The organism is Salinibacterium sp. G-O1, assembly GCF_030063305.1.
GTDB lineage: Bacteria > Actinomycetota > Actinomycetes > Actinomycetales > Microbacteriaceae > Rhodoglobus.
This window is the reverse complement of sequence record NZ_JASISV010000002.1, coordinates 907,911-928,859: the sequence shown is the minus strand read 5'-3', so window position 1 is coordinate 928,859 and position 20,949 is coordinate 907,911. Positions and strand designations below refer to the sequence as shown.

The following is a 20,949-nucleotide window of genomic DNA, read 5'->3' as shown; positions in this document are numbered from 1 at the left end:
AGCCTCGAACCCCACGCCGGATGAAAGGAACCAAGATGAGCACGTACATCCTGCCAGCACCCTCCACACGCCCGACCGCTCCGCCGAAGACCGCGTATCTCATCGCGAGCGGCGACCTGCGCGAGTCGGCCAACGCCGCGGGCTGGCCGACACAGGCGCAGATGGAATCGGATGTCACCGCGGCGCTCGCGAATCTGGGATGGAACGTCATCCGCGCCAACGGCGTCGACCCTGCCACGGGGCACGGGTTCATCTCAAGCCAGCGCATGGGGCTCCAAGTTTTCAAGACCATCCCGACCGACGTTCCACTGATCGTGGCGGAGGCGGTGTGGCAGTACAGCCACCACGTTCTTGCTGGACTTCGCACTCACCAGGGTCCCATCCTCACCGTCGCCAACTTCGCGGGGGACTGGCCGGGGCTGGTCGGCTTGCTCGGCCTGAACGCTGGCCTGACGAAGATGGACAAGAAGTACTCGTCGCTGTGGAGCGTGGACTTTACCGACGACTGGTTCATCGACGGTCTCACCCAGTGGACCCAGACCGGCAGCATCACGCACGACGCATCGCACGTTCGTGACCTTCCTGACCTGCCGCACAGTCCCGAGCGGGAACTTGGCTACGCGCTGGCCGACCAGCTTCTGGCAGACAAGGCCATCATCGGCGTTTTCGATGAGGGCTGCATGGGGATGTACAACGCGATCATCGACGATGAGTTGCTGAACGCGCTGGGCATGTACAAGGAGCGGCTGTCGCAGTCAGCGCTGTACGCCGAGATGCTGACAGTCACTGATGAGGAAGCGGCAGCGGTCGGCACGTGGCTGACAGATCGCGGGATGACCTTCCGGCTCGGAACAGACGAAGCGACCGAGCTGACGGTGGCGCAGCTGATGTGGCAGTACAAGATGTACATCGCAACGCTGCGCATCGCCGACGATTTCGGACTCGACGCCGTCGGCATCCAGTACCAGCAGGGTCTGAAAGATCTGGTTCCTGCGTCGGATCTCGCCGAGGGGCTGCTCAACACGACCGAGCGTCCGCCGGTGACATCCCGGGACGGTTCACGCGTCCTGCACGAAGGGCGAGCGTTCCCGCACTTCAATGAAGCCGACGAGGGCGTCGCGGTCGACGCTCTCGTTACCGACCGGGTCTGGACCGCCATGGGGCTGGTGCCAGACAACACTCTGCATGACGTGCGATGGGGTGAGGATTTCGACGGCCAGTTCGTGTGGGTGTACGAGATTTCCGGTTCAGTGCCGGCGTCGCATCTGGGCGGTTGGGATAAGGCAGAGGGATGGCGCCAGGGCGCAGTGTTCTTTCCCGCGGGAGGGTCGACGATCAACGGTGTCTCCAAACCGGGCGAGGTCGTCATCAGCCGGGTGTTCATCGCGGAAGGCCGATTGCACCTCGACATCTTCCGTGGAACCGTCGTGGACTTGCCTGCCGAGGAGACGCAGCGACGCAAGGACGCGACGAACCCGGAGTGGCCGATCGCGCACGTCGTTTTGCACGGCGTCTCGCGCGATCAGTTCATGGCACGCCACAAGGCGAACCACGCTCAGGTGGTCTACGCACCCGATGCCGAGACGGCCGATAGGGCGCTGCTGGCAAAAGCCGCCGCCTTCGACCGGCTTGGAGTCGAGGTGCATCTGATCGGCGACGTTTCGCTCTAGGCCGGGGACGCAGCTCCTGTACTTACACGTAGGATCTACGTGTAATAACATGTACGCACTGTGGCGTTGTCGTGACCGGGCCACTCACGAACGGAGTCTGACACCATGCTCATCGCCCACGACCTCGGCACCACCGGCAACAAGGCTTCGCTCCATACCGATGAAGGCCGACTCCTCGCGTCGGTGACGGTGTCGTACGGGGCACATTTCGCCACGGGAGGCATCGCCGAGCAGGACCCGGCGGACTGGTGGAACGCCGTCGTGTCGGCCACGCGGCAGCTCACTGAAAGCTCGGGAACAGACCCCGGATCGGTGGCCGGACTCGTTGTGAGCGGCCAGATGATGGGTGCAGTGTTGCTCGACGCAGCCTACGAGCCGGTGCGTCCCGCGATCATCTGGGCAGACAGCCGCAGTTCCCAGCAGGCCGCACAGTTGAAGGCCGCGCTCGGAGCCGAATACGCGTACGGGCTCCTCGGGCACCGGATCGACCCCACGTACTCCGTAGAGAAGGTCATGTGGGTTCGCGACAATGAGCCGCAGACCTTCGCTCGCGTGCGCCACATCGCTCTGGCCAAGGATTACGTCGTACACCGGCTGACCGGAACCCTCGCGACCGATCGATCTGACGCGTCCGGCACGAACGCCTATGACCAGAAAACGGGGGAGTGGTCAGCCGATGTGCTTGCCGCCGCTGGACTGGATCGGGCGCTCTTCCCTGAGATCCGCGAATCGACCGACGTCGTTGGCGCTCTCAGCGCGTCAGCGGCGGAGGCTCTGGGGCTCTCACGTTCGGTGCGAGTGGTCATGGGCGGCGGCGACGGCCCGATTGCCGCAGTTGGATCCGGGGTCGTTTCGCCGTCTGACGGCGCGTACGTGTGCCTCGGGACGTCATCCTGGATCTCCTTCGCCAGCGAAGCCCCGGTGCATGACCCGGCGATGCGCACCTTCACGTTCGATCACGTTGTTCCCGGGATGTTCGTGCCCACGGCGACAATGCAGGCGGGTGGAGCATCCATCGCCTGGATCAGCGAGGTGCTCTCGGCCGATCCCGCGAATCCCGGAGTGAGCGGGCTGGTCGCGGAAAGCGAAGACGTCGCCGACGACGTTGACGGCCTGTACTTCCTGCCCTACCTGCTCGGCGAGCGGTCGCCGTGGTGGAATCCGGATGCCCGTGCCGCCTTCGTCGGCCTCAGCCGTCACCACGGACGCGCGCACCTCACCCGCGCGGTTCTCGAGGGCGTTGCCTTCAACCTCTTCAGCTGCATCCAGGCGTTCGCGGAAGCGGGAGCGACCATCGACCGCATCGATGCCGTCGGAGGGGCCGCCGCCAGCGACCCACTGCTGCGCCTGCTCGCCGATGTGTGGGGTGTGCCAGTGCGGCGCCGCACGGTGGTCAGCGAGGCAAACAGCCTCGGCGCTGCCGTAACGGGAGCAGTCGGGCTCGGACTCACCGACTTCGGGGCCGCTCGCGACCTGAGCGAAGTAATCGCGGAATTCACACCAGACCTCGATCGTCACCGAAACTACGTTCGGCGCCACGCGGAATTCACCGATGCCTATCGTGCACTGGAGCCCTGGTACACGGGGAGCAGCCGCTAGTGGCCATCCGCACGGTGCTCGGGGACATACCGGCCTCAGACCTCGGTGCAACGAACTATCACGAGCACCTTTTCCAGATCAGCCCCTTGCTCGTCGGGGATGAGCTCACCGACGAGGCGGCGTCGCAGTCGGAGGCGCTGCTGCTCAGGCAGAGCGGCTTTGCCGCGATGATCGACGCGACGCCTGTGGGTCTGGGGCGCGACCCTGCCGCTCTGGCACGCATTAGCGCCGCCACCCAGCTCCGCATCGTCGCCACTACCGGTGCGCACCGCGATGCGCATTACTGCTCCGATCATCCACTCAGAGCGCTGGACGCCGACGCGCGCGCTGCACTGTTTATCGCCGACATCGAGCAGGGGATGCCCGTCAGCGATGGTCAGCGCGCCCTCGACCCTCACGCGCCCATCGCGCAGTCGCCTGCGGGAGAGCCGGTGCGTGCCGGAGTGATCAAGGCCGGCATCGACTACTGGGCGATCTCCCGCTTCGAGCGGCAGACGCTGGATGCCGTCGCATCGGCTCATCGTGAGACCTCACGCCCGGTGATGGTCCATCTGGAATTCTGCACGGCTGCCCACGAGATGCTCGACATCCTCGAAGCGCAGGGGGTCGCGGCAGACCGCGTAGTCCTCGCCCACGCTGACCGCGTGCTCGATGCGGGTCTGCATCTCGAGCTCGTCGATCGCGGTGCGTGGCTGGGCTACGATGGGGCCGCCAGAATGAATCTGTTCGCCGACGAACAACTGCTGAAGCTCACCGAGCGGGTGATAGTCGGCGGGGGAGAGCACCGCATTCTCCTCGGGGGCGATGTCGCTCGAGCGACAAGATACATCTCGTACGGCGGCATGCCGGGGCTGGCCTACCTGGGTGATCGCTACCTGCCACGCCTGCGCGACTTAGTCGGCGCCGAGACGGTCCACCAGCTCACCGTCACCAACCCTGCGCACTTTCTCGACACGGTGTAACCCAGAGGAGCCCCTCACCGGATGGTGAGGGGCTCCCATGGTTTTACTGGTGGGTCCTACTGGTAGAGCACCGCGGCGATCTTGGGGTCGTCGATGTTGGTGGAGTCGTACCAGAACGAGCCGGTGTCGGTGAACTTGTCGAGCTTCTCGCCCTTGGATGCCTTGAAGGCAGCCTCAACAACGGACTTTCCGATGCCGATCGGGTCCTGGGTGATCGCACCGGCCATGAGGCCGCTCTTGATCGCATTGATCTGCGCTGCACCGGAGTCGAAGCCGATGATGGTGAGCTTGCCTGGCTCCAGCCCAAGCTCGGTCGCAGCGTTGACGACACCGATGGCCGAACCCTCGTTGGTTCCGTAGAGCCCCTTGAGGTTCGGGTGCGCGGCGATCATCGCTTTGGCGATGTCGGCCGACTTCAGGTGGTCACCGTCGCCGTACTGGATGTCGACGATCTTGATGTCCGGGTAGTCAGCTTCGATCTTGTCGACGAAGCCATCCCGACGCTCCACACCGGTGGAGTTAATCTGGCTGTGGCCGACGATGGCTACCTCGCCGGAACCACCGATCAGATCAGCCATGTGCTCGGCTGCGAGAGCGCCAGCTACTTTGCTGTCAGTCGCGGAAAGGTTCTGCGAATAGTCGCTGTCGCACGGAGCGTCGAATTCGACGATGGGGATTCCAGCAGCCTTGGCGGCGTCGTAGAGGGGGATGCACGCCTTGGGGTCGAGCGATGCGTAGCCGATCGCGATCGGCTTCTTGTCGATGGCGGTCTGCAGCATCTGAAGCTGAGCATCCACCTCCGTCTCGGAGGCCGGACCGTCGAAGGTGACTGTCACACCGAGCTCTGCGGCCTTCTCCTCTGCGCCCTGCTTCACTGCCTGCCAGAACTGGTGCTGGAAGCCCTTGGAGACAAGCGCGATGTAGGGCTGGTCGCCCGATCCTGAGCCGTCTGAGGTTCCTCCTGACGTGTCACCTGACGAGCAGGCGGCTACCGAGAGAGCGGCGACTGTGATTGCGGCGAAAGCGAGTTTTCTACCGTATTTCATTGGTACTCCATTTTATTTATCGGTGACGGCGGGTGCCGCCGACGGTTGGACAGGTTGGTGCTGGGCCTTCGTCACGCGCTCGCGCGGTTGCGGAGCGTGTCGAAGTAGACGGCGATCAGGATGACGATTCCGACGACAACGTTCTGCCATTCGGTCTGGATCGACATGATTCGCAGGCCGTTGATCACCACGCTCATAATGAGCGCGCCAATCACGGTTCCGAGGATGGAGCCTCGCCCGCCCAGGAGCGAGGTACCACCGATGATGACTGCTGCAATGGCCTGCAGCTCGTAGCCGACGCCCAACTGAGGCTGGGCTGAGTCGAGTCGCGAGGCGATGACGACTCCGGCAACTCCCGTGAAGAGCCCGGCGAAGGTGTAAATCATGACCTTCCATCGGCGGGTGTTGACGCCGGACAGTCGCGTTGCCTCCTCGTTCGAGCCGATAGAGAACGTGTAGCGCCCCAGGATCGTCTTTCCCAGCACGACGAAGGCTATGAGCGCTGCGACGATCGTGATGAGCACGGCATTGGGGAGCCCGGGGATCAGGGTGCCCAGTGCGATCAGCTTGAAGTCGTCGGCGATGCCCGAGAAGTAGATCGGGCGAACGCCGGAGATGATGAGCGACAGGCCCTGCGCGATCAACATCATGGCCAGCGTCGCGATGAAGGGAGGAAGGCGGAGGAAAGCGATATTGACCCCGTTGACGAATCCCATCAGACCGCCGGTCAGCACGCCACCGAGCACTCCCAGCCACACCGGGAGGCCGATGTTCACGATGAAGACACCCGTCATGACGGCCGCAAGCGTCATGCCTGTACCGATCGAGAGGTCGATGCCGCCCGTGATGATGACGAAGGTCGTGCCGAGCGCGAGGATGCCGATCACGGCTGTCGCCAGCAAAACACCCGAGATGTTCGGCCAGGTGAGGAAGGCGGGGCTCGCGATCGAGAAGAAGACCACCAGGATGATCAGGGTGCCGAACGCGAGCGACTGCTGCGCCTGCTTCTTGACGAAGGCCAGAACTCCTCCGCCCTGTTTTTCAGCGGCGACTGTCATGTCTTTTTTCCCTTTCGTGGACGGTCCGGAATCGGTCTGAAGGCTCATTCGTCGCCACCGCCGTGTGTTGCAAGGTGCATGATTTTCTCCTGACTGGCTTCTTCGTTGTGGAGTTCCCCGGTGATTCGTCCGCCGGCCATGACGATGACGCGATTGGCAACGCGCAGGATCTCTGGGAGCTCGGATGAGATGACGATGATGGACTTGCCTTCGGCCGCAAGCAGCTGAAGAAGCGCGTAGATCTCTTCTTTGGCACCGACGTCGATACCTCGCGTCGGTTCGTCGAAGATCAGCACGTCGCAGTCGCGCACGAGCCACTTCGCAATGACGACCTTCTGCTGGTTTCCGCCCGAGAGAAGCTTCACCATCTGGCCGATGGAAGGGGTCTTGATGCGAAGTTCCGAGACCTTGTCGCGGGCGATGGTTTTCGCTTTCCCATCCCGCACGATGCCGATGCTGTCGGTGAAGGTAGGCAGCGACGCGAGGATCGTGTTGAAGGTGACATCCTGCTCGAGCATCAGCCCCAGCAGTTTGCGGTCTTCGGACAGGTAACCGATGCCGAGCCGAACGGCATCCGCTGGCTGCTTGATCCGCGCGACCTTTCCCTCATATTCGACGGTTCCGCCCGTGGTCGGATCGGCCTTGATGATGGCTCGCGCCGTCTCTGTCCGCCCGGCACCCATGAGGCCAGCGAAGCCGAGGATCTCACCGCGGTGAAGATCGAACGATACGTCCCTCAGCAATGACTTGGTCGACAGTCCGCGCACGCGCAGCACAGTCTCGTTCGACGTTTTGTCCCGAATTGCCGGCCTGGTGCCCTCATCAATGTGACGGCCGACCATCATCTCGATGACCTTCGGGATGTCGATCTCGTCCTTGTTCAGTGATCCGATGTAGGAACCATCCCGAAGCACTGTCACTCGGTCGGCGAGCCGCTTGAGCTCATCCATCCGGTGCGAGATGTAGATGATGGCAGTGCCAGAGGCTTTCAGCTGCTCGATGAGGGTGAACAGCACCTCCACCTCGGTGTCGGTGAGGGCGGAGGTTGGCTCATCCATGATGAGCACCTTGGCGTTGAACGACAGCGCCTTGGCAATCTCGACCATCTGTTGTTTGGCGACGGTGAGTTCGCCAACGTGCTGCTTTGCGTTGAGGTTGATGTTCAGCCGCTCGAGCAGATCGCTTGCAGTCTTATTCAGCTTCGCTTCCGAGAGGAAGGGGCCGATCATCGGCTCCCGGCCGATGTAGATGTTCTGGGCGACAGTCAGGTCTGACATCAGGTTCATTTCCTGATGGATGATCGTCACGCCGAGGTGCTGCGCGTGCAGCGGACTCGCGATCTCGACTTCCTTGCCTTCGAAGAAGATCCGGCCGGCGTCTTTGGTGTAGATGCCGGAAAGGATCTTCATCAGGGAAGACTTGCCAGCACCGTTCTCGCCCACGAGGACGAGAACTTCGCCGGGGTGAACCTCAAGGTGAACGTTGTCGAGGGCCTTCACGCCGGGGAAGCTTTTGCTGATCCCCTCGACTTTGAGGATGGGTTCAGTCACTCGTTTACCTGCTTCGTTGGAGGTTGTGCCGGGGTTGTTGCTGGGGGAGGTCCGATGGGCGGTTGAGGGCCGGGCCAGCGTAACTTGTATCTCAATGTATCTAATTATCCTGGATAGTGAAAGACGTGTAATAACATCTTGATCACAAGTCAGGGAATCGCTCTCTTATCGAAGGTAAAAACATGCTCATAGGCGCTCACGCACTCGTATTCACCGGCACGTTCGACGAGAGCGGGGTGCGCAACGCCATCGAACGAACCAAGGCGGCCGGGTTCGACCTGATCGAGATTCCGCTCATGGATCCTGACCATTTCGACTCGAGCATGGCCGCGCACATCCTGCGAGACAACGACCTGGCGGTCACAGCGTCGCTGGGTCTTACGGAGCACACCGACCTGTCGAGCACCGACCCATCGATCGTCGCGCGCGGCGAATCCGAACTCGAGAAATGCCTCGACCACGTCGCGACGATGGGCGGTGACACCCTGTGTGGCGTGATCTACTCGGCCATGCGCAAGTACCCAGCGCCTCCCACGGAGGCCGGCACGGCGGCGAGCGCGGCAGCCATCGACAGGGTGGCGCGCAAGGCCGCCGAGCGCGGCATCCGCCTCTCGCTGGAGGTCGTCAACAGGTACGAGTCCAACGTCTTCAACACCGCGCGCGGTGCGGTCACCTACCTGGATCGGCTTCGGAGCGACAATGTCTCCGTTCACCTGGATACGTACCACATGAACATCGAAGAATCCGATCAGTTCGGCGCCGTCCTCGACGCCGGGGATCGGCTCGGCTACGTCCACATCGGCGAGAGCCACCGTGGGTACCTGGGCTCCGGCACCGTCGACTTCGACGGGTTCTTCCGGGGCCTCGCTCGCATCGGTTACGACGGCCCTGTGGTCTTCGAGTCGTTCTCCTCCGCGGTCGTGAACGCCGACCTCAGCAACACGCTGGCGATTTGGCGCAACCTCTGGGAAGACTCGGATGACCTCGCGGCGCACGCGAATCGCTTCATCCGTGACCGCATTCATGGTGTTGACTCGATCGCCATGCACTGATTCGCGAGCCTTTGGGTCCCGGATCATTGTGGGTGCCCCACGACGCCCTTGCGAAGAAGCGCGTTGCCATATTTGCGGGTCTCGCCCGTGCGCACGATGAGGAACGCATCTCGGGCGGCCTCATAGTAGGCGAACCTGTCGATGAATCGCGTCGTCGCGCTGGTGGTTCCCGCCGCGACCATGAGTTCGTTCTGCACGTCAAGAATCGCGCCATCCGCCGATGTCATCAGGTCAACAGAGGGGTCATCATCCAGCGGGATGACGGTACGGATCGCGGCCAGGACCTCCGGCGTTGTCGTGCCGGGCAGTACGACGATCCGGCTGCTGAGGGCCGCAGCCGGGAAGTGTGCGTCGGCGATGACTACCGCGTCACTGTGGCCCATCGCATCCAGGTGCAGCAGCAGTTCGCCGCTGAGCAGTGGGTGAATTCCTTCAAGCATTCTCGCGTCCTCTCTCGTTGCGTCAGGCCGGGATGAGCCCGCGGTCGGCCAGGGCCGTCCAGAGCTCCTCGGGGATCGGTGAATTCATATACTCGGCGTTCTGGCGCAGGTGCGTGGGGCGGCTGCCTCCCACGACGACCGAGCGCACCGCACTGTCGCGCAGTGTGTACTGGAGCGCGGCTGCTGGCAGGGGAACATCGAAGGAGCGGCACACGTCCGTGATGGCGAGCACGCGCTCCCACAGCTCGGGCGGCACAGACCCGTAGTCGTAGCGACCGCCTGCCGACGGGTTTTCGGTTGACAGCAGGCCCGAGTTGAAGATGGATGCGGTAACGACCCCGATTCCCTTGTCGTGGCACACGGGAAGCACGTCGGCTGCCGCGGGCTGCTCGGCCAGCGTGTAGCGACCGGCGATCATGAGCAGGTCAACATCGCTGTGCGTAGCGCACGCGAGCAGGGCTTCGGTCGACATGGATCCCACGCCGACCGCGCTGACGGTTCCCGCCTCGCGCAGCGACACAAGGGCAGGAAGCGCCTCGTCGATCGCTGCATTGACGTCGTGCTTCTCGGGGTCATGCAGGTAGAGCACATCGACCCGGTCTAATCCGAGACGCTCGAGCGATTCTGTGAGCGAGGTCTGGATTCCCTCGGCTGAGAAGTCCCAGACGCGCTTGAGGGTCGCGGGCACACAGAAGTCGTTCTCGGTGTCCAGCGAGCCGGCACCCTCGGGGTTGGGGCGCAGCAACCGACCCACTTTCGTGGAGATGACGAACTCGTCGCGCGGTTTCGTTGCGAGGAAGGCACCCAACCGACGCTCCGACAGTCCCAGCCCGTAGTGCGGCGCTGTGTCGAAATATCGGACGCCGGCATCCCAGGCGGTGTGCAGAATCTCCTCGGCGTCGTCGTCGGAGATCTCCCGGAACAGGTTTCCCAGGTTCGCCGCGCCATAGGCGTACGGAGTGAAGGGCAACCCTGTGATCGCGTTAGTTGGCATAGGTGAACTCGGAACGGCTCGATTCGTGCATTTCCATGCCATTGCCGGGGGCGAGCGGTGGCATGTAGGCACCCTTGCGCACATCGGTGGGCACCACGAAGTGCTCGTGGAGATGATCGACGAACTCGATCATGCGGCCCTCGCGGCTGCCGCTGACCGCAACGAAGTCGAACATCGAAAGGTGCTGCACGGCCTCGCACAGCCCGACTCCTCCAGCGTGCGGGCAGACCGGCACGCCAAATTTTGCTGCCAACAGCAGCTGCGCGACGTTCTCGTTGACACCGCCGACGCGGGCGGCGTCGATCTGCATGACATGCATCGCTTCCGCCTGAAGAAATTGTTTGAACATGACGCGATTGGCTGCGTGCTCGCCGGTGGCGACCCGCACCGGGTGCACGCCACGGGCGATCTCGGCATGGCCGAGGATGTCGTCGGGGCTGGTCGGCTCTTCGATCCAGGCCAGGTCGAACTGTGCCAACGCCCCGACCCACTCGATGGCCTCGGCAACCTCCCAGCGCTGGTTGGCATCGATCGCGAGCGGAAAGTCTGGCCCAACGGTGTCGCGAGCCACACCAAGGCGTCGAATGTCGTCGTCCAGGTTCGCGCCCACCTTGAGCTTGATCTGCACGAAACCATCGGCGATTGCCTCGCGGCACAGTCTCGCGAGCTTTTCGTCGGAGTAGCCCAGCCATCCGGGGGTCGTCGTGTATGCCGGGTAGCCCGTGTCGAGAAGAGCGGCTTCGCGCTCGTCGCGACCAGCTTCCGCAGCCCGAAGGATCTGCAGGGCCTCATCGGGGGTGAGCGCGTTGGTGAGGTAACGGAAGTCGACGAGCGCAACGATCTCCTCGGGCGACATTCGCGACAGCAACTGCCACAGCGGCAATCCCGCTCGTTTGCATTTGATGTCCCAGAGGGCGTTGATCACGGCGCCGATGGCCATGTGCATCACGCCCTTCTCGGGCCCCAGCCACCTCAGTTGGGAATCCCAGACAAGATGCCGCGCCGCGGCGCCCATGTCGTCGAGAAAGTGCTCGACATCCATTCCGACCAGGTGGGCGGCGAGGGAGTCGATGGCGGCGACCTGAACGTCGTTCCCGCGGCCGATCGTGAAGACGAATCCGTGCCCGTCGATGCCGTCGTCGGCGTCCGTCACGATGCGCACATACGCGGCGGAGTAGTCGGGATCCGGGTTCATCGCGTCCGAACCATCCAGGGACAGGGAGGTGGGGAAACGGATATCGGTGGTGTCGAGGGCGACGATGCGGCTCATGGGGCTCCTTGCGTTCAGCCCTCGAAGTGTAAACATCCGATGTCTATACTGTCAACGTGGACGGCTACGACGCCCCCGACGGGAGTGTCGATTTCAGATGCGAGCCGGCAGAGCAGGAGAATTATGAAATTCGCACGCCTCGGCGACGTCGGCAGCGAGATCCCCGTCGTCATGGATGGTGACCGATACCGGGATCTTCGCAGCATCACGAGCAACATCGACGGTGCGTTCCTGGCGTCAGACCCGCAGGAGGTTGTCGCGTCAGCGTTGGCGACGGGCAGTCTCCCGATCCTCGAGGGCGCTGGCGAGATGCGCGTGGGAGCACCCATTGCGCGACCGAGCGCCGTCGTGTGCATCGGTATGAACTACGCGGCGCACGCCGCCGAATCTGGCTCGGCGCCGCCGACCATCCCGATCATGTTCATGAAGACGCCCAACACCGTCGTGGGGCCGTACGACACCGTCGAGATCCCGAAGAACAGCGTCAAGACCGACTGGGAGGTCGAGCTCGGCGTTGTGATCGGCAAGCGTGTGTCGTATCTCGAGTCGCCCGCTGTCGCAGGTGACTACATCGCCGGATTCGTCACGGCCAACGACGTTTCCGAGCGCACCTTCCAGATCGAGGAGTCTGGCGGCCAGTGGTCGAAGGGCAAGTGTGCTGCTGGATTCAACCCCACCGGACCCTGGCTTGTCACACCGGATGAGGTTGACGCCACGGATCTTCGACTGCGCAGCTGGGTCAACGGTGAGCCGCGACAGGATTCGTCCACCCGTGACCTGATCTTCGACGTGAACTTCGTGTTGTGGCACCTCAGCCAGTACCTGGTTCTGGAACCGGGGGATCTCGTGCTGACGGGAACGCCCGAGGGCGTTGCACTGTCGGGGCGATTCCCGTACCTGAAGCCCGGAGACGTCTGCGAGATTGAGGTCGACGGCCTCGGTCGTCAGCGTCAGGAGTTCGTCGCACATTCAGGAGAAACCAATGTCTGAGTCCACTCGCCCCCTCGACGGTCTGGTCGCGATCGTGACCGGCGGCGCGTCGGGCATCGGGGCGGCCATCGCCGACCGGCTTCACGCCGAGGGCGCGCAGGTGGCGGTCTTCGACCTGAACCCCGCCGACGCCAACCCGGCCCACGCGGCATTCGCTGCCGATGTCTCTAATCGAGTTTCGGTGACTACCGCTGTGGATGCTGTTGCCGAACAGTTCGGTCGCATCGACATTCTGGTCAACAACGCCGGGATGGGGGCGGCCGGCGACATCGCCGCCAACGATGACGACGAGTGGGCCAGGGTGCTGAGCGTCAACGTCACTGGCATTGCGCGCACGACCGCTGCCGCGCTGCCCTGGCTGCGTCGCTCGCCCGCGGCCTCGGTCTGCAACATCGCATCCATCGCGGCGACGGCGGGTCTGCCGCAGCGCGCCCTGTACACGGCAACCAAGGGCGCCGTGCTCTCGCTGACGCGTGCCATGGCCGCCGACCATGTTCGGGAAGGAATCCGGGTGAATGTGGTGAATCCCGGCACCGCAGACACTCCGTGGGTGGCGCGCCTGCTGGATGCCGCAGCCGACCCCGAGGCGGAACGCGCAGCTCTTCAGGCTCGCCAGCCCCACGGACGCTTGGTGGCGGCGGACGAGATCGCCGGTGCCGTGTCCTACCTCGTCAGCCCGCTCTCTGGTTCGACGACGGGAACGTCGATTGCCGTTGACGGCGGAATGCAGGAACTCAGGTTGCGCCCGCCCGGCCAGTAGGCGGCAGGAGTATCAGCTCGGCAGACGGTAGACGCGCTGCGCATTCATGAACCGGATGCGCTGCGCGTCTTCGTCGTCGACGGCACCTTCCAGCCACTCCTGCACAAACTCGATCCAACGCTGGTAGCTGGACTGGCCTGATGATGCAGGCCAGTCGCTGCCGAACATGGTTCGCTCAGCCCCGAATGCGTCGAGTGCGGCGTCGAGGTACGGGGTGAGGAGCGCCGTGGTCCAGGATGCCGTCGCCTGTGCGGGCAGCCCGGAGAGCTTCACGCACACATTTGGTTCAGCCGCAACATTGCCGAGGTCGGCGCGCCAGCGGTCGAAGCCATCCCGGTCAGCCGTTCCCGCCTCACCGATGGTGGGCTTGCCGAGGTGATCGAGCACGATTCGCAGGTCGGGTACCGCGCGGGCGAGCACCGCGACATCCTCCAGCTGGTCGGCTGTGACGCAGGCGTCGAAGGTCAAGCCGGCTCCCGTGAGCCGGCGAGCGCCCGCAAGGAACGCCTCAGATCGCGAGAATCCCGCGGGCTCGGACTGCAGCAGCCGTCTGACCCCTTTGACCAGCGGGCGGGACGCGAAATGCTCGAGCGAGGCGTCCAGTCCGGATTCATCTTCCACGGGAGCGAACGCGATGATGCCGCGGATCGGGGCATCCTCCGCCAGCTCGGCGACCCAGTCCACCTCCGCGACGGCCTGTGCCGGCGCGCAATCGGCCTGCATGAACACGTACTCTCGCAGTTCGCCCTCGGCGGGGATCGATGCGTCCGCCAATTCGGCAAGCCCAAACGTTTGCCGCAAGCCGGGCACGGCGTCGAGCCACGCGTAGTCGAACCGATTCGGGTCCCACAGATGCAGGTGGGTGTCGATGAGGCGCATGGTCCCATTGTGCCGTGACATCGGATGTTTGGCCCACAACCGCATACACTGTGTGCCGTGGCTGTGACCGACGAGGCGATTCAGAAAATCAAGGCGATGATCGTCAGTGGTGAGCTGGCGCCGGGGGACCGGCTTCCACCGGAGAAGGAGCTCAGCGAACGGCTCGGGCTCTCACGCAGCTCAATGCGTGAAGCAGTGAAAGCGCTCGAGGTCATCCGCGTGCTGGATGTGCGCCGCGGTGACGGCACCTATGTCACCAGCCTCGAGCCGCAGTTGCTCCTGGAAGCGATCTCGTTCGTGATCGATCTGCACGACGACGCCTCGATACTCGAGATATTCGAGGTGCGCAGGATGCTGGAGCCCGCGGCAACCGCCATGGCCGCGCGCACGATTGACGCGACCGGCGTATCGAAGCTTCGCGAGGATGTTGCCTCGGTCGATCCCGAGACGGATGTCGAGAACCTCGTGCGACACGATGTGCAGTTTCATCGCGACATCGTTGGGTTGTCTGGCAACAGCTACCTTGCCAGCCTCATCGACACCCTCACCAGCAGCACCATTCGTGCGCGCCTGTGGCGCGGACTGACAGAGGCGGGCTCCGTGGCGCGAACCCTCGCTGAACACGATGCGATCGTCGATGCACTGGAGAGTGGAGACGCGGAACTGGCGCAGGCACTGGCCACCGTGCACATCGCTGGTGTGGAGAAATGGCTTAGGACGGCAAGCCAGCTTCCCTGAGCCGGCGAGGGCCGGTCAGGGTGAGATACGCTCCACGGCCGCCTCGAAATCGGCAGCCGATTGCTCGCTGATGTCGTCGTGCAGGGCTGCGAAGATTACGTCGGGAGCCGCGGTGAAGTGCCGGACGCCGGCGAGCCGAAGCGCGACGATGTCGTCGGGTGATCGAAGGCTTGCCGCGAGCACGTTGGTGGCCGAACCCTCGCACACCTTCTGCATCTGGGTGATCAGGCCGAGAGCGTCACGCCCGTTGTCGCCGAGCCGACCAAAATAGGGCGCGAGGTAGCGGGCGCCATAGGCGACGCCGGCGAGCGCCTGCGCCACGGAGTAGACCGCGGTGATGAGAACGGGAACGTCGCGCGCGACGAGGGCGCGCGTGGTGATGAACCCATCGCGCGTCGCAGGTACTTTCACGACGACTCGTTCACCCAGCGCGGCAAGCGTCTGCGCGTTGTGAAGCATCGACTCGGCCGTGGTGCCCCAGGCTTGGAAGAAGACCTCGTTCGCGCCTTCGTCGACCCACCGCGCATAGAGCGACGGCAGATTGGCAAGCCGCTGGCCGCCGCGTTCGAGGATCGTCGGGTTTGTGGTCACGCCGAACACCAGTCGTGTCGCCAGCAACTCACTTACCGCCGTGACATCCGCGCTGTCCACATAGATCCGGGGGGTGGTGTCCATGGCGTCTCCGTTCAGGGTGTGTCGACGCCATCACAGCCGACCTGTCGTTACATGTGCTTCCCCGCTAATGTAATGACAGGCAAGCGCAGATGTCAAAGTGCTCGAAGGGGAGTCGCCGAATGGGCAATCAGTCAGATGAAGATGCACGGGCTCGCACCGGCGTCATCATTGTGGGAAGTGTCACAGCAGACCTCACCACCTTCTCACGCCGGCTTCCTGCGCGCGGCGAGACCATCCACGGCGACGAGTTCACCCTCGTCCTGGGCGGCAAGGGCGCCAATCAGGCGGTTGCGGTCGGGCTAGCGGGGGCGAACGCTCACTTCCTCGCCTGCGTCGGCACTGACCTCTTCCATGACCTCATCATCGATGGGTTGCGCGACTCGGGCGTCAGCATCGACCATGTTCGCGCCATCGAGGGGCAACGCACCGGCATCGCTCACATCCGCGTGGACGATTCCGGCGAGAACGACATCGTGATGGTTCCGCTGGCCAACGAACACCTCAGCACCGCACAAATAGACGAGGCCTTTGATGCGTGCTCTGCACAATCGTCCGTGCTGTTGACGCAGCTCGAGATTCCGGCGCCGCTGTCCGGCTATGCCATTCGCAGGGCTCGAGAGGATGGCTTGACGGTCGTTCTCGACCCAGCCCCCGCAATCGCTCTCGATGAGGCGATCTGGGCAGACGTCGACATCGTGACGCCAAACGAGACTGAGGCCGGCATCCTGACCGGCATCGACGTTGTTGATGTCGAGAGCGCGACGCGGGCCGGCGCCTGGTTCCTCGAACGCGGGGTGAGGGCGGCGATCATTACCCTCGCTGCCGAGGGTGCACTGCTGGTGACCGCTGACGAGGTGACCGCCTTTCCCTCCATCCCCGTCACATCGATTGACACGACCGCTGCGGGCGACAGCTTCGCCGGATACCTTGGAGCGAGCATCGCTCTCGGGATGCCGCTGCACGATGCCATCCGCCGGGCCGGCGCGGCCGGAGCGCTGACAGTCACCCAGCGCGGGGCGTCTCCTAGCCTCCCGCACCGCACCGACGTTGATGCGCTGCTGAAGACCGGTTCAATGCCGACACCGGCAGGCAAGGCGGATTCCCGATGAGAAGTACACAGACGACCATCAACCCGGCGCTGTCGCGGGTGATCTCGCAGACCGGTCACACCGACCTCATCGTCGTCACTGACGCCGGGCTCCCGATCCCGGTCGGCGCCGATCGAATCGACCTCGCGTTTCGGCCAGGGGCCCCGGCCTTCCTCGATGTGCTCGACACGGTGCTGGCCGAACTCGCCGTCGAGGGCGCAACAGTCTCGGCCGAAATCGCGGAGAGGAGCCCGGAGATGCTCGCCGAGCTGCAGCGACGATTCCACGACCTGGGGGTCGAGATCACCATGATTCCGCACGTCGAGTTCAAGGCCATGACGCGCGACGCGCGAGCGTTCGTGCGCTCCGGGGAGTACACGCCATTCGCGAACATCATCCTGCAGGCGGGCGTGGCGTACTGACATGACCACAGAATTCGCACTGCCGACTGACGCCGGAATCGATCGATACTCTGCCGTTCCCATGTACGACCAGCTGCGCCAGCTGATCCTGAATCTCATTGAGGACGGTTCGCTGGACCCGGGAGACTCGCTGCCCGGGGAGCATCGCCTCTGCGAGCTGTACGGGATCTCGCGCACCGTGGTGCGTCAGGCCCTTGCCCAGTTGCAGGTTGAGGGCGTCGTCGAACGGGTCAAGGGCAAAGGTACGTTTGTGGCCCGCCCGAAGGTTGCCGAGAGCCTCGTTCACACGCTGTCCGGACTCTACGACGAGGTCACCAGTCGCGGCGGTCACGTCCACAGCGACATCCTGAGGCACGAGCGCGAATCCGCTGATGACGAGGTGGCGCGTGTCCTGGAAATCCCGGCGGGCAGTCCCGTTGTGGTGCTCGAGCGTCTCAGGTGGGTTGATGGCGAACCCTGGTCGTTGACGACCACGTGGATGCCGGACGCCGCCGGAACCCACACGCTCGGCGTCGACATGTCGGAAAACTCGCTGTACGGCGTGCTCGCCGATTTCGGTATCGCGGCGACAAGCGGCGTCCGGTCGGCAGAGGCGGTCATCGCCTCGCCGGAACAGGCGCAGCTTCTGCAGATCGCGAGCGGCAGCGCGCTGATGATGCTTCGCAGCGTGAGCCGCGATGCGAAGGGGGCGCCCATGGAACACTTCGTGGCCTACCACCGCGGCGACCGCAGCCGGTTCGAGTTCCGACTGCAGAACGACGGATCCTCGGTAAGCCTGAGCGTCGTCGACTGACCCACGACCGGCTTACAGCGGGCTGAGCGCGATCACCGGGCGGCCCGTGGTCGGGTTGTGCAGCACCGTGGCGTGCACGCCGTAGACCTCCCGGATGAGCTCGGGCGTGAGCGTCTCGGCCGTGCGCCCGGCGGCAACTACCGTGCCGGCACGCAGCACGATCACGTGATCGGAGTATGAGGCGGCAAGACCGAGATCATGAAGCGCTGCCAGCACCGTGGTGCCGTTCGCCGCGAGCCGGCCGAGCAGCCCCAGCACCTCGAGCTGCGCGCCGATGTCGAGATGGTTGGTGGGCTCGTCAAGCAGCAGCAGGGTCGGCTGCTGCGCGAGAGCCCTCGCGAGCATCACCCGCTGGCGCTCGCCGCCCGAGAGGCTCGCGAACTCGCGGTCGGCGAACCCTGACATCTCCACGGTGTGCAGTGCCGCGGCGACGATCGTGGCGGAGTCGCCGGTGTCATCACGAAACAGCGACTGGTGGGGGAGACGCCCGAGCCCGACGACCGAGGTGACCGTCATTGCCGTGTCGGTCGTGGCATCCTGCTCGACGAAGGCCACGAGCCTGGCGCGCTCGCGGCGGGGCATCGCGAACAGGTCGGTGCCATCAAACGCCACGGTTCCTGTCGCCGGTTGCTGCACGGCGGCGAGGGTGCGCAGCAGTGTCGACTTGCCGGCACCATTCGGTCCGATCAGGGCGCTGACGGTGCCGGACGGGATCGTGCAGTCGACTCCGTCGATGAGCACGGTGTTGCCAGCACGAATGCTGATTCTGGATGCCTCGAGCCCGTCCGCTGCGGAATTCCCCGTCATGTCAGCCTCCGTCTCCGCGACAGCAGCAGCGCGAAGATCGGCGCTCCGATGATCGCGGTCACGATGCCGACCGGCAGCTCGCGCGGCTCGAACGCGGTGCGGGCGACGGTGTCTGCCCAGACGAGGAAGATGGCCCCCACGAGCGCGGCCAGCGGAAGCAGCGCGCGGTGAGCGGGCCCCGCGATGAGCCGAACAGCGTGCGGCAGGATCAGCCCCACGAAGCCGATGGAGCCGCTCACCGACACCATCGCTCCCGTGAGCAGCGCCGAGGCCGCCAGCAGTGCCCAGCGGGTCGCGCTGACGTTCACCCCGAGGGAGGCTGCCGACACATCGCCGAACGCGAACGCGTCGAGCAACCGTCCGGTGAGCATGATCGGAATTCCCGCAATGACGATGGCGATCACGACGATGGTGACGGCGGGCCAGCGAGCCCCGGCGAGAGATCCGAGCAGCCAGCCGAGGATTTCGCGATATGAGTCGCCGGTCACGGTCCAGAAGATCACGAGGCTGGTGATTGCCGAGGCCAGCGCCGAGACGGCCAGCCCCGCCAGCACTGTGCGACTCGGGGTGATTGCGCCGAGGGAGCTGGCCAGCAGGAGCGTGAGCCCCAGGGCCACCATGGCGCCCAGGAAGGCGGCGAGCGGCAGCAGCACTGCGGCGCCGAGCAGCAGCACGGCGACCGCTCCGAGTGATGCCCCGGATGACAGCCCCAGCAGGTAGGGATCGGCGAGCGGATTCCGGGTGATCGCCTGCATCACGGCTCCCGCGATGGCAAGCCCAGCGCCGACCGCAGCAGCGGTGAGCACGCGCGGCAACCGAAGCTCCCACACGATGCCGTCCCGCAGCAGCGGCAGCGGGCTGACGCCGAATCCGAGGTGGCTGGCGATCGACGCCCACACCTCGTCGAAGCGGATGTCCGCTGGACCGATCGTGACCGCGACAACGATCGAGGCCACCAGGGCAGCGCCCAGCACGGGCGCCGCGACGGCGAGCGGAAGGCGCCTAGCCATCGAGCTCCGTGATCTGCTTTGCAATGGATGCCACGGTCTCGACCGTGCGCACACCGGCCTCGCTCGCCGCGAAGGGCACCAGCAGGTACCGCTTGTTCTTCACGGCGTCGAGGTTGGCCGTTGCTGGATTGGTTTCGAGGTTGGTGATCTTCGACGCGACGGTGTTCCACGTGGCATCCACCAGCACGATGAAATAGGGGTCGGCGTCGACGACCGACTCCCAGCTGTAGGGCGCCCAGGTGGACTTCACGTCGGCGGCGATGTTCGTCAGCCCGACCGTATCGAGCACCAGCTGCGGCGCACCGATCCCGGCGCCGGCGTACGGGGTGTCAGCGCCCGAGGAGTACCAGAACGCGCTGCGGCCGTCGCCCACGGCCTCGATGGCATCAAGCGACTCCTGCTGCGATTCCAGGAGGGAGGTGGCATCCACCCGGAAGATGGATGCGACCTCGGTGATCTCGCCGAAGATGTCGTCGAAGCTGAGCCTCGGCGGCTGGCCCGAGCTCTGGCAGGCGGCCGGGGCGACGTAGGTGGCCACCCCGAGCGTCGCGAGCTCTGAGCGCTCGCCGGCGCCCTCGGCCGAGAAGTTCGACTCCCAGCCCGCGTAGACCAGGTCTGGCTGCATCTCGAGCACCACCTCTTCGCTCGGCACCTTGTCGGAGATCGAGGTGAGGGATTTCGCGTCGGCAGCCCACTCGTCCGGCACGGGGCCGTCCTGGAAGGCGGTGCCGACGATGCGGTCGCCGAGACCGAGCGCGAGCAGGGTCTCGGTGGTGGACGACTTGATCGTGACCACCCGTTGCGGCGCCGAATCGAACACGACCGAGGTGCCGCAGTTCGTGACAGACACCGGCGAATCGGCGGCCGTGGGCTCGGCGGCCGGTTCCACGGACGTGGCCGCACAGCCGGCGAGAGCCAGCGTTGTGACTGCGAAAAGTGCGAGCGAGCCGCGAATTGTGGGCAAGGGAAGCCTCCTGGTTGCGCGGGCGCGGTTTGGTTGATTGCGGTGTAATTCACGCGAAACGACCGGCAGCCCGCATCCGAGGGCAGCACTCCACGCCATCCCGGTCGAACGGGTCTGTATTGCCCAGTCTATTTACGTGCCGGTCACAAACAGAAACAATGGGGAAACGTGCGCCCTCGATG

Annotated in this window: 21 protein-coding genes; 10 read left to right on the top strand and 11 right to left on the bottom strand. The window is 64.6% G+C overall.

The genetic code is table 11. The annotated features are described in order from the left end of the window. Window positions 1–35 precede the first annotated feature (35 nt). The 3 genes from QMG83_RS10930 to QMG83_RS10920 all read left to right on the top strand — a co-directional run bounded on the left by QMG83_RS10930 (window position 36) and on the right by QMG83_RS10920 (window position 4,231). Window positions 36–1,670, top strand: a complete 1,635-nt coding sequence (locus QMG83_RS10930; protein ID WP_283505387.1) for a fucose isomerase — start codon at window positions 36–38, stop codon at window positions 1,668–1,670. A 105-nt stretch (window positions 1,671–1,775) separates the two neighbouring features. Further along, window positions 1,776–3,269 (top strand): xylulokinase, encoded by a 1,494-nt coding sequence (xylB, locus tag QMG83_RS10925; RefSeq protein WP_283505386.1) that lies wholly within the window; start codon window positions 1,776–1,778, stop codon window positions 3,267–3,269. Further along, entirely contained in the window at window positions 3,269–4,231 is a 963-nt protein-coding gene (locus tag QMG83_RS10920; protein WP_283505385.1) for a phosphotriesterase family protein, read from the top strand. The genes xylB and QMG83_RS10920 overlap by 1 nt, the downstream gene beginning before the upstream one ends. A 56-nt stretch (window positions 4,232–4,287) precedes the next feature. Here the strand turns inward: QMG83_RS10920 and QMG83_RS10915 are convergent, their stop codons facing one another. From QMG83_RS10915 to QMG83_RS10905, 3 genes are all read right to left on the bottom strand, one after another. Next, window positions 4,288–5,277, bottom strand: a complete 990-nt coding sequence (locus QMG83_RS10915) for an ABC transporter substrate-binding protein (RefSeq protein WP_283505384.1) — start codon at window positions 5,275–5,277, stop codon at window positions 4,288–4,290. 71 nt (window positions 5,278–5,348) lie between these two features. Next, a complete protein-coding gene (locus QMG83_RS10910; protein WP_283505383.1) occupies window positions 5,349–6,335 on the bottom strand; it encodes an ABC transporter permease in 987 nt (328 codons plus the stop codon). 44 nt (window positions 6,336–6,379) lie between these two features. Then, window positions 6,380–7,885, bottom strand: coding sequence for a sugar ABC transporter ATP-binding protein (locus tag QMG83_RS10905; RefSeq protein ID WP_283505382.1), 1,506 nt, complete (start codon window positions 7,883–7,885; stop codon window positions 6,380–6,382). Between the two features lie 182 nt (window positions 7,886–8,067). On the opposite strand from QMG83_RS10905, the gene QMG83_RS10900 reads away from it, so the two are divergent. Further along, the gene (locus QMG83_RS10900) at window positions 8,068–8,937 is read left to right on the top strand and encodes a sugar phosphate isomerase/epimerase family protein (RefSeq protein ID WP_283505381.1); all 870 of its coding nucleotides are present in this window, start codon (window positions 8,068–8,070) and stop codon (window positions 8,935–8,937) included. Window positions 8,938–8,960: 23 nt separating this feature from the next. Here the strand turns inward: QMG83_RS10900 and QMG83_RS10895 are convergent, their stop codons facing one another. From QMG83_RS10895 to QMG83_RS10885, 3 genes are read right to left on the bottom strand one after another with little or no spacing between them, the layout of a single operon-like run. Next, window positions 8,961–9,377, bottom strand: coding sequence for an RbsD/FucU family protein (locus tag QMG83_RS10895; protein ID WP_283505380.1), 417 nt, complete (start codon window positions 9,375–9,377; stop codon window positions 8,961–8,963). 22 nt (window positions 9,378–9,399) lie between these two features. After that, a complete protein-coding gene (locus QMG83_RS10890) occupies window positions 9,400–10,371 on the bottom strand; it encodes an aldo/keto reductase (protein WP_283505379.1) in 972 nt (323 codons plus the stop codon). Further along, entirely contained in the window at window positions 10,361–11,641 is a 1,281-nt protein-coding gene (locus QMG83_RS10885; RefSeq protein WP_283505378.1) for an enolase C-terminal domain-like protein, read from the bottom strand. Before QMG83_RS10885 ends, QMG83_RS10890 begins: the two co-directional genes overlap by 11 nt. A gap of 123 nt (window positions 11,642–11,764) precedes the next feature. Here QMG83_RS10885 and QMG83_RS10880 point away from each other — a divergent pair, with 123 nt between their 5' ends. Continuing rightward, entirely contained in the window at window positions 11,765–12,631 is an 867-nt protein-coding gene (locus tag QMG83_RS10880) for a fumarylacetoacetate hydrolase family protein (protein ID WP_283505377.1), read from the top strand. Then, window positions 12,624–13,391 (top strand): SDR family NAD(P)-dependent oxidoreductase, encoded by a 768-nt coding sequence (locus QMG83_RS10875; RefSeq protein WP_283505376.1) that lies wholly within the window; start codon window positions 12,624–12,626, stop codon window positions 13,389–13,391. The genes QMG83_RS10880 and QMG83_RS10875 overlap by 8 nt, the downstream gene beginning before the upstream one ends. A gap of 12 nt (window positions 13,392–13,403) precedes the next feature. Here the strand turns inward: QMG83_RS10875 and QMG83_RS10870 are convergent, their stop codons facing one another. Continuing rightward, on the bottom strand, window positions 13,404–14,270 hold the full coding sequence (locus QMG83_RS10870) for an amidohydrolase family protein (RefSeq protein ID WP_283505375.1): 867 nt from the start codon (window positions 14,268–14,270) through the stop codon (window positions 13,404–13,406). A 57-nt stretch (window positions 14,271–14,327) separates the two neighbouring features. Between QMG83_RS10870 and QMG83_RS10865 the strand changes: the two genes are divergently transcribed. Further along, entirely contained in the window at window positions 14,328–15,008 is a 681-nt protein-coding gene (locus QMG83_RS10865) for a FadR/GntR family transcriptional regulator (protein ID WP_283505374.1), read from the top strand. A gap of 15 nt (window positions 15,009–15,023) precedes the next feature. On the opposite strand, the gene QMG83_RS10860 is transcribed toward QMG83_RS10865, so the two are convergent. After that, window positions 15,024–15,683: a transaldolase family protein gene (locus QMG83_RS10860; protein WP_283505373.1), complete on the bottom strand. Its 660-nt coding sequence runs from the start codon at window positions 15,681–15,683 to the stop codon at window positions 15,024–15,026. A 119-nt stretch (window positions 15,684–15,802) separates the two neighbouring features. On the opposite strand from QMG83_RS10860, the gene QMG83_RS10855 reads away from it, so the two are divergent. The 3 genes from QMG83_RS10855 to QMG83_RS10845 are packed head-to-tail and all read left to right on the top strand — an operon-like array spanning window position 15,803 to window position 17,986. Continuing rightward, window positions 15,803–16,792 carry a ribokinase gene (locus QMG83_RS10855; RefSeq protein WP_283505372.1) on the top strand — a complete coding sequence of 330 codons (990 nt, stop codon included), beginning with the start codon at window positions 15,803–15,805 and terminating at the stop codon, window positions 16,790–16,792. Beyond that, entirely contained in the window at window positions 16,789–17,193 is a 405-nt protein-coding gene (rbsD, locus tag QMG83_RS10850; protein WP_283505371.1) for a D-ribose pyranase, read from the top strand. Before QMG83_RS10855 ends, rbsD begins: the two co-directional genes overlap by 4 nt. Window position 17,194: 1 nt before the next feature. After that, window positions 17,195–17,986, top strand: a complete 792-nt coding sequence (locus QMG83_RS10845) for a GntR family transcriptional regulator (RefSeq protein WP_283505370.1) — start codon at window positions 17,195–17,197, stop codon at window positions 17,984–17,986. Window positions 17,987–17,998: 12 nt separating this feature from the next. On the opposite strand, the gene QMG83_RS10840 is transcribed toward QMG83_RS10845, so the two are convergent. The 3 genes from QMG83_RS10840 to QMG83_RS10830 are packed head-to-tail and all read right to left on the bottom strand — an operon-like array spanning window position 17,999 to window position 20,767. Further along, the gene (locus tag QMG83_RS10840; protein WP_283505369.1) at window positions 17,999–18,793 is read right to left on the bottom strand and encodes an ABC transporter ATP-binding protein; all 795 of its coding nucleotides are present in this window, start codon (window positions 18,791–18,793) and stop codon (window positions 17,999–18,001) included. Next, window positions 18,790–19,803 carry a putative F420-0 ABC transporter permease subunit gene (locus QMG83_RS10835; protein WP_283505368.1) on the bottom strand — a complete coding sequence of 338 codons (1,014 nt, stop codon included), beginning with the start codon at window positions 19,801–19,803 and terminating at the stop codon, window positions 18,790–18,792. The genes QMG83_RS10840 and QMG83_RS10835 overlap by 4 nt, the downstream gene beginning before the upstream one ends. Further along, window positions 19,796–20,767, bottom strand: a complete 972-nt coding sequence (locus tag QMG83_RS10830; protein WP_283505367.1) for a putative F420-0 ABC transporter substrate-binding protein — start codon at window positions 20,765–20,767, stop codon at window positions 19,796–19,798. Before QMG83_RS10830 ends, QMG83_RS10835 begins: the two co-directional genes overlap by 8 nt. Window positions 20,768–20,949: the final 182 nt, after the last annotated feature.

Bases quoted from the DNA above. Each gene is read 5' to 3' on its own strand.
- QMG83_RS10930 (WP_283505387.1), top strand. From the start codon at position 36: ATGAGCACGTACATCCTGCCAGCACCCTCCACACGCCCGACCGCTCCG.
- xylB (WP_283505386.1), top strand. From the start codon at position 1,776: ATGCTCATCGCCCACGACCTCGGCACCACCGGCAACAAGGCTTCGCTC.
- QMG83_RS10915 (WP_283505384.1), bottom strand. From the start codon at position 5,277: ATGAAATACGGTAGAAAACTCGCTTTCGCCGCAATCACAGTCGCCGCT.
- QMG83_RS10910 (WP_283505383.1), bottom strand. From the start codon at position 6,335: ATGACAGTCGCCGCTGAAAAACAGGGCGGAGGAGTTCTGGCCTTCGTC.
- QMG83_RS10900 (WP_283505381.1), top strand. From the start codon at position 8,068: ATGCTCATAGGCGCTCACGCACTCGTATTCACCGGCACGTTCGACGAG.
- QMG83_RS10895 (WP_283505380.1), bottom strand. From the start codon at position 9,377: ATGCTTGAAGGAATTCACCCACTGCTCAGCGGCGAACTGCTGCTGCAC.
- QMG83_RS10890 (WP_283505379.1), bottom strand. From the start codon at position 10,371: ATGCCAACTAACGCGATCACAGGGTTGCCCTTCACTCCGTACGCCTAT.
- QMG83_RS10885 (WP_283505378.1), bottom strand. From the start codon at position 11,641: ATGAGCCGCATCGTCGCCCTCGACACCACCGATATCCGTTTCCCCACC.
- QMG83_RS10880 (WP_283505377.1), top strand. From the start codon at position 11,765: ATGAAATTCGCACGCCTCGGCGACGTCGGCAGCGAGATCCCCGTCGTC.
- QMG83_RS10875 (WP_283505376.1), top strand. From the start codon at position 12,624: ATGTCTGAGTCCACTCGCCCCCTCGACGGTCTGGTCGCGATCGTGACC.
- QMG83_RS10870 (WP_283505375.1), bottom strand. From the start codon at position 14,270: ATGCGCCTCATCGACACCCACCTGCATCTGTGGGACCCGAATCGGTTC.
- QMG83_RS10860 (WP_283505373.1), bottom strand. From the start codon at position 15,683: ATGGACACCACCCCCCGGATCTATGTGGACAGCGCGGATGTCACGGCG.
- QMG83_RS10855 (WP_283505372.1), top strand. From the start codon at position 15,803: ATGGGCAATCAGTCAGATGAAGATGCACGGGCTCGCACCGGCGTCATC.
- rbsD (WP_283505371.1), top strand. From the start codon at position 16,789: ATGAGAAGTACACAGACGACCATCAACCCGGCGCTGTCGCGGGTGATC.
- QMG83_RS10845 (WP_283505370.1), top strand. From the start codon at position 17,195: ATGACCACAGAATTCGCACTGCCGACTGACGCCGGAATCGATCGATAC.
- QMG83_RS10840 (WP_283505369.1), bottom strand. From the start codon at position 18,793: ATGACGGGGAATTCCGCAGCGGACGGGCTCGAGGCATCCAGAATCAGC.
- QMG83_RS10835 (WP_283505368.1), bottom strand. From the start codon at position 19,803: ATGGCTAGGCGCCTTCCGCTCGCCGTCGCGGCGCCCGTGCTGGGCGCT.